The 14,276-nt window shown below is 47.4% G+C and carries 3 protein-coding genes; all 3 read right to left on the minus strand.

Annotation, left to right across the window (positions count from 1 at the left end; all coding sequences use genetic code 11):
* Positions 1–2,700, minus strand: a 2,700-nt coding sequence (locus tag AXI57_RS08010) for a non-ribosomal peptide synthetase (RefSeq protein ID WP_155724082.1), incomplete at its 3' end; no start/stop codon positions are given.
* A gap of 18 nt (positions 2,701–2,718) precedes the next feature.
* The gene (locus AXI57_RS08015; protein WP_061669756.1) at positions 2,719–10,455 is read right to left on the minus strand and encodes a non-ribosomal peptide synthetase; all 7,737 of its coding nucleotides are present in this window, start codon (positions 10,453–10,455) and stop codon (positions 2,719–2,721) included.
* Positions 10,456–10,478: 23 nt separating this feature from the next.
* Positions 10,479–14,276 (minus strand): non-ribosomal peptide synthetase (locus AXI57_RS08020; RefSeq protein WP_155724083.1); only part of this gene is annotated, 3,798 nt, incomplete at its 5' end.

Below are 14,276 nucleotides of genomic sequence, written 5' to 3' on the forward strand. Positions count from 1 at the left end.
GGTGATGACGGCTGCTTCCTGTACGCCTTCCAGGTTCCGGAGAGCTGATTCAATTTCGCCGGGTTCGATCCGGTAGCCGCGGATTTTGACTTGATCGTCCAAACGGCCGAGGAACTCAACCTGTCCGTCCGGCAGCCAGCGCGCCAGATCTCCCGTTTTGTACATCCGTTCCCCAGGATAAAAGGGATCAGAGAGAAAGCGTTCCGTCGTTAACTCGGGGCGATTCAGGTAGCCTCTGGCCACCCCATTCCCGGCGATATACAGTTCGCCTATGACACCCGCAGGCTGAACAGCCATCTGAGGGTCCAAGATATAAAGACGCGCGCCCGGCACGGGCTTTCCGATCGGAAGACGCAGCCGTTCACTGTCTTTTTCTCTGTCACACACGTAAAATGCCGCATCCACCGTGGCTTCTGTCGGCCCGTAGCCGTGGATCAGCGACGTCTCCGGCAAGAGATCAGCAAATCGGGCAGCTGCTTGAGGCGTGAGCGGTTCGCCTCCGGCGAATACCCGCTTAAGACCTGTCGTGAGCCCGTCCCTTCGCTCAGGCGTTTCCATCTCCAGCTGATCTAAGAAGCTGTTCAGCATCGCAGGAATGAAGTGAGCCGTTGTCACACGTTCCTGCGTGAATGCCTCTGCCATGAGCGCAGGATCTTTTTCCCAGCCGGACGGAAGCAGATAGACCGAAGCGCCTGAGAGTGTCCACCAGAACAGCTGCCAGACAGAGGCGTCAAATGAAAATGACGTTTTCAGTACAATGACATCCTCTTTATGTAACGGAAACTGCCCTTGCATGCCAGTCAGAAAAGAAACCGCCTGACGATGCTCCACCGCCACGCCCTTTGGCTGCCCCGTAGAGCCGGAGGTATAAATGAGATACGCCAGAGAGCCGCCGTCGGCTGTGCCTGCAGGCACTTCTGAAGGATTGCCATCCACAAGCGCCGCCATATCCACTTCAAGCGTCTCACCTGAAAAATCGGGAACCGTTAAACCAGACTGTGTCAGCATAAGAGAAGCCCCGCTGTCTTTCAGCATGTAGCTCAGGCGCCCGGCAGGATACGCCGGATCAAGCGGCAGATAAGCGCCGCCCGCTTTCAAAACGGCCAGCACGGCAATCATCATTTCCGGCGAGCGCTCGGCAAGGATGCCGACAATGCTTTCTTTCGTCACGCCTTTCGCCGTAAGGCGTACGGCGAGCCTGTTTGAATACGCATCAAGCTCCCCGTATGTCAGGCTCCCATTAGCGAAGTGAATCGCCTGCCGATCCGGTGTAAGCGCAGCCTGGTGTGTAAACAGGCCATCGAGAGTCGGAGCTATAGGTGAAACAGCTTCTGTTTTGTTGAATTCAGAAACAATTTGCCGTGTTTTGCTTTCATTTAGCAATGGAATCTGTGAAGCGCGTATATCAGGGTCAGCGATAACTGATGCAATCATTTGCTGCATATACCCTTCGATCTCTTCCATCATGCTGGTGTCATACAAATCTGTATGAAAATTGATCCGTACATATAAAGAGGCTCCCGGAATGACTTTTATACTGCACCCGTAGTTAGTTTCCTCAGCCATCGAAAAGTCCTCCACCGAAAAATCAAACGCCCCAGTCTGGTTCAATCCCTCAATTTCCTGCTGTGTCGGCACATTTTCAAATACGATAATATGATCGATCAGTTCCTGCTTGAGTGTGCTTTGCGCTTGAATATCATACAAAGGAAAATAACTATAAGCTTCTGCTTTCAGTAACTCCTTTTGCATATGCCTGACCAGATCCGAGAAGGAAAGCGCTCCGCTTTGGACGCGAACGGGAACTGTATTGATAAAGAGCCCGACCATGCCCTCCACGTCTGCAAGCTCCGTTGGTCTGCCGGAAATTACAGAACCGAACACAGAATCGTTACTGTTATTGAATCGTTGCAGCATCAGTCCCCACAACGCTTGAAAAACCGTGCTCAGCGTCGCCCCGGAAGCTGCTGCAATTTGCTGTAATCCGGCAGTTTGCTGTTCCGAGATTGTAAATACAGCCTGCTGTAATTTTCCTTCTGATGTTTGAACACTTTTTCTTGGCAAGGATGATGTCTTTTCAATATCTTGAAGCCGCTCTTTCCAATACTTTGCCGCCTCTTCGCGGTCTTGCCGCATCAGCCACTTGATATATTTTCCGTACGGCTGAACCGGAGGAAGGTAAGGATGACGCCCTTCGCCCAGGGCCTGATACATGTGGAGAAAATCTTTAATGACAATGCCAAGGCACCATCCGTCCATCAAAATATGGTGATGGCTCCAAATACAGACATAGCGCTCAGGCGCCAATTTCAAAATGGATACCCTCATAAGGACATCTGTTTGCAGATCAAAGCCTTTGGACTTATCTTGTTGCCGGAAGGTTTCGATATATTTCTCTTCATCTGACTTATCAAGATGGGAAATATCCTCAAACTGAACGCTGCATGGACGGCTTTTGAGCACGACTTGCCTAGGCTTGGCTACATTTTTGTGAATGAAAGTTGTACGAAAGATGTCATATCGGCCAACAATGGCATCCATACTTTTTTGGAAGCGTTCCAAGTCTAGCCTTCCGTTGATGGTAAAGGATGCCTGTTCAAAATAGGCTCTTGATTGTTCATCAAACAGCGAATGAAAAAGCATGCCCTCCTGCATAAATGACAGGGGATAAATATCCTGAATTTCGGATTGTTGCGACATGTAGCGCCTCTCCTTTTTCTATAGTTTGTTGACGGCTCCCATAATTTCACTGAGGTCTTCTAGCGTTAACTCCTCATCACTGAAATCAGCGGCACTCCATTCGCGGTTTTCTTTAGCCGCACAGTGCCGTATGATGTCTTCAAGAATACGTTTAAAATATCCGGCGAATGTTTGGATCGTCTGCGCCTCATATTGATAGCGGTTATAGACAATGTGCATTTTCAGACATCCTGACGAAACGGCGCCGCTAATATCAAGAATATAAGGGCGTTCCCAATCCGGGCTTATCTCGTCTCCTGTTTGAACCGGAGAAACTTCAAACGAATTCATTTGTATATCTTGATCAAACTGGCCTAAATAGTTAAAACTGATTTCAGGGCTGTTTGAAATATTCCCTGTCTCATTCCAAATACCGCTTACGTATTTTAGAACTCCGTAGCCAACGCCTTTATGAGGGATGCGGCGCATCATGTCTTTCGTACGTTTAATATGGTAGCCAAGCCGCTCTTTTTCATCGGTATGTTCAGAAACATCCATGTCAAGCAAAACCGGATAAATCGAAGTGAACCACCCGACTGTTCGGCTTAGATCAATGTTATCAAGGTATGATTCCCTTCCGTGTCCTTCCATGCTGATTTTCAGATGATCATAGCCTGTCCATTCCTGTAAGGAAAGCCCTAAAGCGGCAAGCAGGATATCATTGGTGTCAGTGGTGTAAGCCTTGTTGACGGATGTTAACAGCTGCTCTGTGTCCTGTCTGGAAAGCTCGAAATCAATTACATTGGTATCTTTGAGCTTATTAGATGACACGGTGTAATCTCTAGGAAGGCGTTCAACATGCTGTTTTTCACGCTCTGTCCAGTAATCTATTTCACGGAAAAGCCCGCGTGTGTCAGAGTATGCAGCCAATTGATGGGCATAATCATGAAAAGAATCCGTTTTTTGCGGGAATACGATTGGTTTTCCTGCCAGTGCTTGTTCATAGCCAATCTCGAAATCTTCAAACAAAATTCGCCAAGATACACCGTCGATAACGAGATGATGAATAGCGAGCAGCAAATGGTCTCCGTCTGAAGCGCGGAACAAACCGGCATGAAGCAGAGGACCTGTTTCCAATTGAATGTTTTGCTGAATACGATCTGCCGTCTCTGCAATCCGTCTCTTTTCCTCACTTGACAGATCGGCCGGATGATCAGTTGCTTTTGCATGATCATCTCTTATATCAAACTGTTGAAAGAAATATAATTCTTCATCAGTGAGATCAATGCCTCGGTTAACCTGCACCGGCTTGCTCTCTATATTCCGGCAGACGATTCGTAATGCGTCATGGTGCTTTACCAAACTTTTCAGAACTTCTCTGAGAGCGCTGCTGTTAAATCGGTCAGCTCGATACAGCATGACGGACTGATTAAAATGGTGAACTGACGTCATTGACTGGGAAAAAAGCCAATGCTGTACAGGTGTCCAAGGCATTTCACCGCTAACAGGCGCTTGGTCGATCACACGTTCAATTTTACGGACACGTGCGGACAGCTCGCCCAATGTCTGATGCTCAAACAGTTCCCGCACTGTTGTTTCAAACCCGTGCTGCTTCAGCCTTGCACAGACTTGCAGTGCCTTAATTGAATCTCCGCCAAGTTCAAAGAAATTCGCGCTGACACCAAGCTGCTCAAGCCCCAGCAGTTCCTCCCAAATCTCAGCCATCACCTTTTCAGTGTCATTTCTCGGCAAAATATCATCAGATATATGGGTGCCTGCATCTGGTTCAGGGAGCGCCTTCTGATCAAGCTTTCCGTTACTTGTAAGCGGCATGCTGTCAAGCTGCATGAATCGGGCCGGTATCATATAATCTGGCAAAACGGCTTTCAGGGAGGCGCGGATTTTTGATTGATTCAGTTTGCGATCTGTCTCTGAGATCAGATAAGCATAAATGGTATGCTGTCCTTGTTCATCAAGCCTTGTAATTACAGCCGCTTCTTTAATCAGTGAATGTTTGAGAAGAGCCGCTTTGATTTCACCGAGTTCTATACGGTGCCCTCTGACTTTCACCTGGTTATCTATCCGGCCAGCATATTCAAGCTCGCCATTCGGCAGCCGCTTGGCGATGTCTCCCGTGCGGTACAGCCTATCGCCAGGCACATAGGGATTCGGAATAAATCTTGCTGCAGTCAGCTCTTCCCTGTTTACATATCCCTTCGCTACTCCAGCGCCGCCAACATACAGCTCGCCGGGGACCCCTATAGGCTGAAAATTCATATAATCGTCCAATACATATGCTGTAAGGGTTGCGAGCGGTTTCCCGATATTGCTTTTATTCGCTGCGATATCTGTATCGGTCAGCTTTTTATACGTCACATGGACAGTCGTTTCAGTAATTCCGTACATATTAATCAGGTCTGTCTCAGGATATTTGACTTTCCAGCTGCGCAGCATCCCCGGCTGTAATGCCTCCCCCCCGAAAATGACGTAACGGACGCTTAATGCATCGGCATGAGATTGTTCTTCATGCATGAGACTGTAAAAAGCCGTCGGCGTCTGATTCAGTACGGTTACCCCTTCTTCTTTCAGCAGCAGCCGATAAGCATTCGGGTCCCGGGCTGTTTCTTTTGAAACCACAACTAATGTGCCGCCGTTTAAGAGTGCGCCAAACATTTCCCACACAGAAAAATCAAAGCAATATGAATGGAACAATGTCCACACATCCTGAGGACCAAAATCAAAAGGCAGTTCTTTATGTTTCAATAAGCTGACTACATTGCGATGCTCGACTGCAACTCCCTTTGGCTGGCCGGTCGTACCTGATGTGTAGATGATATATGCAGGCTGTTCTGCGCGGACAGGCGGTTTTTGCACATCACTCGCTGGTTCGTTCTCAGCATCTTCTATATACAAAATTTCCCCTTGATAACCATCAGGTCTCTCTTTCGCAGCATGGGTCAGCAACATCTCTGCTCCGCTGTCATGAAGCATGAAACTGATACGTTCCTGAGGATAATCGGGATCAATCGGCAGGTAGGCACCGCCCGCTTTCAGAATGGCAAGAATTCCGATCAGCATATCGGGTGAGCGTTCTGTCATCAAGCCGACAATTTGTTCAGAGCGTACTCCCTTTTTCATCAGCATAGCTGCTGCCCGTTCTGCTTGATCATTCAGCTCGCGGTAAGTCAGCCGGTGATCGTCCATCACCACTGCTATATGCTCCGGTGTTTCTTTTGCCCAATTTTCAAATAAATCCGGAAGACTTTTATTGCTCGGATAGTCAGATAAATGATGCATATTGTCCAGCAGCATACGTTGCTCTGAGCCTCCAAGCATCTGCATATCAGCCAGCTTCACGTCTGTATCGGCCGTTATACTTCTCAGCAGTTCCTTGAAATGATTGGCCCAGCGCGCAACGGTTTCGTGCTCAAATAATGCGGTGCTGTACTCAAAGCAGCAGCGAATTCCTTCCTTGTTTTCCTCAGCGTGCAAGGTCAGATCGAATTTAGACGCCTTATGTGGCAGCTTGCGAGAAGATATTGCCAGCCCGGGCAATTCAAGCTGAAAATCTTCACTGCTTTGAAGCACCAGCATCGCATCGAAAAGCGGATTGCGATTCAATTCTCTCTGAGTTCCGAGCTTGTTTGTGAGCTCCTCAAAAGGATAATCCTGATGTTCATATGCGGTAAGGGCCACCTCTTTAATTTCTTGCAAATAAGATCTGAAAGACTTTTCTCCTTCAGGCTGGCTCCGCATCGCAAGGGTATTCACAAACAGTCCGATGACCGGCTCCAAATCGGCATGCCGTCTTCCGGCAGAAGGTGAACCGACAACAATATCCTTTTGTCCGCTCAGCTTAGAAAGCAGAATCGAATAGGCAGCAAGAAGAACCATATACAACGTACAGCCCGTTTCAGACATGATGCGATGAAGCCCTTCTGCAGTCTCGCGATCAATTTCTGCTTCAAATGTCCCGCCGCTGAAATCAGGCAGAAGCGGACGGTTTTTATCAAGCGGCAGTTCTAATACAGGCAGGCCGCTGAGCTGTTTCAGCCAGTAATCTTCCTGTTTGCTGAATAACTGCCGGGCAAACTGCTCTTTTTGCCAGACTGCAAAATCCTTGTACTGCAGCTTTAATGGATGAAGCGTCTTGCCGCAGTACAGGTCTGTGAATTCTTGGATAAGTGTGCTCATAGAGACACCGTCAGCAGCAATGTGATGCATATCCAGCAACAGATAATGATGATCATTTTCTAAAACGATTAAGCATGCTCTAAGCAACGGTGCGTTTGTCAAAACAAACGGCTGTATAAATGACTGCATCGTCTGTTTTAGCTGGCTTTTTGATTCAATCTGAAGCTCGGTAAACTCCGGTGTCAGGCTTACATGGACTTGCTGCATCGGTTCACCATTGTGTATGACAAACGAAGTGCGGAGTGATTCATGCCGGTTCACAAGTTCTGTGACAGCCTGTTTCAGCCGCTGGCGATCGAGCTTTCCGTGCAGTTCCAGCGCTGCCGGCATATTGTATCCTGTACCGTTATCCTCCAGTTGATGAAGGGTATACATCCTTTTCTGTGAAAAAGACAGCGGGTACAGTTCTCTTGATTGCACTGGAGCAATTGTTGTAAATGTTTGTTCTTTTAAGCTTTCGATTTTAGCTGCCATGCTTTCTACTGTCGGATATATAAACACATCGCTGAGCGGCAGCTGGATATTCAGCTTTTTATGTATTCTTGATACAAGTGTAGCGGCTTTTAATGACTGCCCGCCTAAGTGGAAGAAATCATCGCGTATGCCGATCTGCTTCTTATTCAGCACGTTTTTCCAAATCGCGGTTAATTCAGATTCAATAATCGTTCGAGGCGGTTCATACGTATGAGCTGAGTCCGCCATGTTCATCGGTTCCGGCAGAGCTGAGCGGTCCAGTTTTCCGCTTGAAGTTAACGGCATCTTGTTTATTTTTGTAATACTCGCCGGAATCATATAAGCCGGTAATTTCCCAGCAAGATGAAGATGTACGTCTGGAAGCCCGTCTCCCTTTTGCGGGACGATATAAGCAAAAAGTTCCCGTTCGTCTGAAGAGGTTTCACGGGCTACGACCGCCGCTTCTTTTACTCCCGGTATGTTTCGGAGAACTGCTTCTACTTCTCCCAATTCAATCCGGTAGCCTCTAATTTTCACTTGGTCATCAAAACGCCCGATATATTCTAACGTTCCGTCCTGCAGCCAGCGCGCCGCATCTCCCGTCCGGTATAGGCGTTCTCCTTCTCGAAACGGATGTGATGTAAATGCTTTTTGCGACAATTCAGTCTGTTTATAGTAGCCTTGCGCCAAACCTGCGCCTCCGATACAAAGTTCACCCGATGCGCCTATCGGCTGCAATTGGTTACCGATTAAAATACACACTTCGGTATTGGCAATCGGACGCCCGATCGTAATACATGATTCCTGATTCAGATGACGAAGCACGGTCGTCGCAACACTATTTTCTGTCGGCCCGTATTCGTTTGCTAATTCTGTGTGCGGACAAATTTCCCGGCTGACTTCAAGTAAATCTGCGGTGACCGGCTCTCCCGCAAATGTCACAACGCGAAGGGTCTTGGCTTCTTCTTTTTCTAAAACTTCCAGCAAAACCCGATGCAGTGAAGGCACAATCAGCAGATGAGTGATCCGATGTTTGGCTATGGTTTTCTTAATTGCAAGTACATCTTTCGCATCATCGTCATTTGTCAAAATCACACAGGCACCTGATAAAAGCGGAGTGAACAAGCTCGTCACGCAGCCGTCAAAGACATATGAAAACAGGTGCAGCGCGGTATCTTGACCGCTCATGCCGTACTCTTCCCGTCTCCATTGCAATGTATTTGCAATTCCACGGTGGTCCACAAGAACTCCTTTAGGCCGCCCGGTCGTTCCTGAAGTGTAGATGAGATAGGCCAGCTTTCCGGCTTGTATTGTCGTTGGAAGCGGATCGGTTTTATATGACAAGGCTTCCTCTGTTGTCACAGTGTCTCCGGCATAATCCGAAGGCACAGTCGAAATGAGTTCATCCTCTGTCAGCAGCAAAGATGTTTCGCTGTCATCTAACAGAAAAGACAGCCGTTCAGACGGATAGCCGGGATCAAGAGGCATATATGCACTGCCCGCTTTCCAAATCCCGAGCAGAGCCGCTGCCATTTCCTTTGACCGTCGCATCATGACGGCCACGATGCTGCCGGGTTTTGCTCCCTTTTCCTTAAGCACACGCGCCATCTGGTTCGCCCTTTCGTCTAATTGGCGATATGTCCAGTGCGTATCATCCAGCACAAGAGCTGTCGCTTCAGGAGTCTCGGCGGCCTGGTCTTCAAATAATTCGTAAACCGTTTTTTCCGGATAAGGTCTGTCCGTCTTGTTAAATGTATGAATGAGCATTTGTTCCTCGACAGGTACAATATCAATGTTCTCGACTGCAATATCCGGATCAGACAGGATGCAATCCAGCGCTTTTTTCAGGTGGCCTTGAATTCGAAGCATATCTTCCTGCTTATACACGGAAGCATTGTAGCTGAATTTTATATAAAAGTTATCTCCAGGCACAATCACGACATTTAGGTCATAATTGGTTTCTTCTGACATTGAAAAATCCCCAAGCTTCAATGCGTTTTCTTCTTGGCCCTGCCAAGCGCCGACTGCCTTTTGTATCTGGACAGGGTAATTCTCAAACACAAGAATGTGATTGAGTAAGCCCTGCTTTAGAGGGCTTCGATTCTGAATCTCATAGAGAGGATAATAACCATGGTTTTCAGATGCTAATGTGTCCTTTTGCACTTCTTTGACAAGAGAAGAAAATGACATCCCTCCGTGTGCGCGCACACGAACGGGAATGGTGTTAATAAACAGACCGACCATTGATTCTATTCCGTCAATCGTTGAAGGGCGGCCGGAAATGACAGAGCCGAACACGGCATCTTCCGTTGCGTTGTATCTATGCAGCATGACTCCCCATATACTCATAAATAGGGTGTTTAAAGTCACTCCCAAGCTCCGGGATAAGGCTGTGAGTTTTTCAACGGCAGATGGGTCAAGAGAGAAATGAATCTGTTCCGATACGTACACACCGTCCTTACGCCTGTTGTTCGTAAGCGGAATGGAAGCTGTCTGGCCGTAATCACTCAGGTAGCCGTCCCAGTACACACCCGTTTCTTCCTTGTCCTGTTCGCCGAGCCATCCAATATATCTGCTGTAGGGAACCGTACTGCCAAGCTGCTGCAGCGGGTCGCTGTTTTTCAGAGAATAATAGATATGAAAGAATTCCTTCAGAACAATGCCCAGACACCAGCCGTCCATGATGATGTGGTGATGTGTCCATACACAAGTATGTCGGTTTTCACCCATATCAAAAAGAGTAAGCCGCATGAGCGGGTCTTTTTGTAAATCAAATCCTTTTTCTCTGTCCTTCTTTTTATATTCTTCAATGAAAATGTGCTGTTCTTTTATCTTCATGCCAGAAATGTCTTCTTTTTTCACAGTCAGTTCACGACTTGTCAGAACAACCTGCTGCGGGCCGGAGAGGTCAGGAACCTCCTTAATAAAAATCGTTCTGAAAATATCATACCGAGAAACCAGCAGATTCAAGCTTTTTTGAAATGAGTCTATACATAGATTTCCGTTAATGGTGAACGATGTCTGCTCCACATAAGCTTTCGAGTCACCATGAAGCAATGAATGAAACAGCATACCTTCCTGCATATACGATAAAGGGTAAATGTCTTGAATCCCTGTAGCTTGCGTCATCTCACACACACCTTTTTTCAAAGTTAAAGATCTTTTACAAGATTTGCGATGCTTGATAGTGCTGCTGATGTCATTTCTTTGTTGCTGAAATCGCTCAGCGTTTTTTCACGTTCCTTTTTTCCCGAACAATGTTCAATGGCACTGATGATATGCTTTCGAAAGCTCTCCATGAAGAGTTCGATAGTTCTATGATGAAACACCTGAGTGTACACTGCTTTCACTTGTAGCTGTCCGCCGATTATCATGGCATTGATGTCCAGCGCATACTCTCTGTACCGCTCGCCGGCTATTTCATAACGCGGCTGGTAAGAGGACATTCGAAGCGTTTTTGAATCCTCTATATCATTAAACTGTCCGAGATAATTGAAACTGACCTCTGGTTCTCTGTTCCAGTCTTCATTTTCTGTCATGTATTCTAATAGCCCATAGCCGGTTCCTTGATTCGGCACTCTTCTCAGCATGTCCTTTGTCGCTTTGATTCGGCTGGCGAGCTTATCGTCTGAATGATTTGCGTCCATGTTAAGAAGGACAGGATAGACAGAAGTAAACCAGCCCACCGTTCGTGAAATATCAATATCGGAAACGTGTCCTTCCCTGCCGTGTCCTTCAGTGCTGATTACAATTTGTTCGTTTCCTGTCCACTCGGCCAACGCCATGCCCAATCCAGTCAGTAACAGTTCATTTACATCTGTGCCATAGGCTTGCTGAGTTTCAAATAGCAGCTTACTGGTCCAATCGCCTGAAAGTATTAATGATGCTGTGCCGGCATTTTTTTGCAGTCCTTCTGAAGCATAAGGCTGGTCTTTTGGCAAAACAGCCGTTTGTGCATTTATAACACTTTCCCAATAAGGCTTTTCCTGCAATAATTTTCTGCTTTCCGCTGATTGCACAAGAGCGTTTGCGTATGAGAGATACGAATCACTTTTAGGAGGCAATTTGATCTCTCTTCCTTCGAGCACATGCTGATAAGCTTCTGAAAGGTCCTCCAGCAAAATCCGCCAAGAGACGCCATCCACAACAAGATGATGGATAGCGATAAGAAGGTAATCACCATCCGCCGTTTTGAACAATCCCGCTTGGAGCAAAGGCCCTTGTTCAAGCCGCATCGCTTTTTGAATACGGGCTTCTTCTTTTGCAATTTGTTCTTCTGCATGGATAAGAGCTTGCGGTTCTTTAGTCCAATCTGTGATATGAAGATGATACAGTTCCTCATCCTGAAGGTCAGTCCCGCGGTTATGCTGAATGATACGCCCTGCCTGATCTTTTGTAAAAACCATGCGAAGCGCATCGTGATGCACTGCCAAGCGGCGAAGCGCTTGACGGAGAGCGTTGTCCCTAAATCCTATCTCATTGAATAGCACGACCGACTGGTTGTAATGGTACCGAAAAGCATCCGGCTGACTGAAAAATCTCCGCTGTATTGGCGTGAGAACAGCTTTTCCTTCAACAGGTCCCTGATCGGCTGCAGAAACGGCCGGTGTAATATGATCTGTCAGCTTCTGAATGGTTGGAAATTGAAATAAGTCTCTAATCGTCATCTTCCAGCCTTCTGCAGCAAGCCTGGCTGATACTTGCAGCGCCTTAATGGAATCTCCGCCAAGATCGAAAAAGGAATCATGGATGCCGACGCGCGAAATACTAAGCACGTCCTCCCAAATGCCGGCCATCATTGTTTGCTTGTCGGTGCATGGAGCGGTATAAGTCTGTCGCAAGCCTTCGTTCGGAACAGGTAATGCCTTTCTGTCCACTTTGCCGTTAGGCGTCAGCGGTATTTTATCCAGAGCCATGAAATGAGATGGAACCATATATGCAGGTAATTCCTTCGCCAGAGCGTCACGGAGAGCTGACGTATCAACATCCGAAGGCACTATATATGCCGCTAGATAAGACTGCCCCTGGGTATCCTTTCGGACTGCCGCTGCAGCCTCTTTGACCATGCCCGTCTGAAGCAGTACACTTTCAATTTCTCCCGCTTCAATTCTGTAGCCCTTGATTTTCACCTGGTTGTCCATACGGCCGAGGAAACGCACAGTGCCATCAGGAAGCCAGCATGCTTGATCTCCTGTTCTGTATATCTTTTCATCAGGTATAAATGGATGTTCAGTGAATTTGGCTTCCGTCAATTCAGGTTTTCCGTGATACCCTTTCGCCACGCCAGCTCCGCCGATACAAAGTTCTCCGGCAACACCGATCGGCTGTATTTGATCGTAATTGCTGAGTACGTACATGTGGACATTTGGCAGCGGTACGCCGATTGGTACATATTCCTCGTTCACAGCGGCACCCATATTAGCTTCATAGTAACTGGAATCAATGGTGGCTTCTGTCACGCCATAGCTATTGATCAAACGCATCTGTTTGCCAAAACGCTGTGAGAGCGTTTTGAAGTCTTGAGCTTTGATAGTATCTGAACCAAGAACAAGCAAGCGTAAATCTGGCAGCGAAAGATTGCTGCGATATACATAATCCATAAAAGGAACCATGAGAGCCGGTGTTGACTCCATTAATGTAATACGCTGCTGAATCAATAATGCGTACAGCTCAGCAGGCTCCAGCCGGACTTCATCCGGACAAATCACCAGAGTGCCCCCGTTTAATAAAGTCCGTGCCAAGTCACCCGAGAAGACATCAAATGAAAAGCTCGCCATTTGAAGCAGCCTGACAGGGAAACGCTCCAATTGGTAGATCTCACGCCAGGCAAGAGCGGCATGAGTAAAACTTCGATTCTTTATGACAACTCCTTTTGGGGTTCCTGTTGTCCCGGACGTGTATATGATATATGCTGCATCTTCCGGCCCAGCCGCTGGAATCAGATTGGACGCATCCGAATCGTACAGATACTCATCGTCTAGATAAAAAATTTGCGAAACGCCTATACCGGTCAAATCTGCAATCAGGTGTTTGAGGTCCTGCTGAACGAGAAGCGTGACTGCCCCGCTATCCTGAAGAAGATGCCTGATTCTTCCTTCGGGATAATGCGTATCAATCGGAATATAGGTGCCGCCGGATTTCAGAACCGCCAGAATACTGACCACTGCATCGATTGATCGATTTGCCAATATAGCAACCGTGTAATTTTGGTCCGTTCCCTTTCTTCTCAGCGTTCTGGCCAGACGATTTGCCCGTTCATTAAGCTGATGATAGGTTATTTGTTTTTCTCCCTCGATAATAGCGATGTGATGCGGTGTTTCCTCTGTCTTAGCTTCGAATATATGATGAAACAAATCTGCACTTTGGGGAAATTCAATTTGTGTGTCATTGAACCCCTCTGCAATCATCCGTTTTTCTTGTTCCTCCAATATCTCAAGCCGTGCGAGGACTGTATCGGGACGAGTCGTCACAGACCTCAGAAGTTCGATCAAATGAGAGCTCCACCGTTCCACCGTGTCTTTTAAGAAAACATCTGTGCTGAATTCCATTTCACATTCTATTTGCCCGCCTGATTCTACGGCCGACAAAGTCAGATCAAACACGGAGATCGAATGAATCAAGCTGTTGCGTCTGACTTCTATTTCTGGCAGATGTATGTCGTGTTGTTCCATGTTTTGAAGAATAAACATCGCATCAAACAGCGGATTGCGGCTCATGTCTCTCTGAACGCCTAGCTTTTCGACAAGTTCTTCAAACGGATAATCCTGTTGTTCATAAGCTTCCAGCGCTGTCTGACGGACTTCCTGCAAATAGTCTGTGAAACCCTTTCCGCCCTCCGGGCGTGTCCGAAGCGCCAACGTGTTCACGAACATGCCAAGCACAGGTTCAAGGTCTTCATGCGGACGGCCGGCGATCGGCGATCCGACCACAATCTCCTCTTGCCCGCTGAG

Origin of the sequence: Bacillus atrophaeus, assembly GCF_001584335.1 — a bacterium.
Lineage (GTDB): Bacteria > Bacillota > Bacilli > Bacillales > Bacillaceae > Bacillus > Bacillus atrophaeus.

Bases quoted from the DNA above. Each gene is read 5' to 3' on its own strand.
- AXI57_RS08015 (WP_061669756.1), bottom strand. From the start codon at position 10,455: ATGACGCAAGCTACAGGGATTCAAGACATTTACCCTTTATCGTATATG.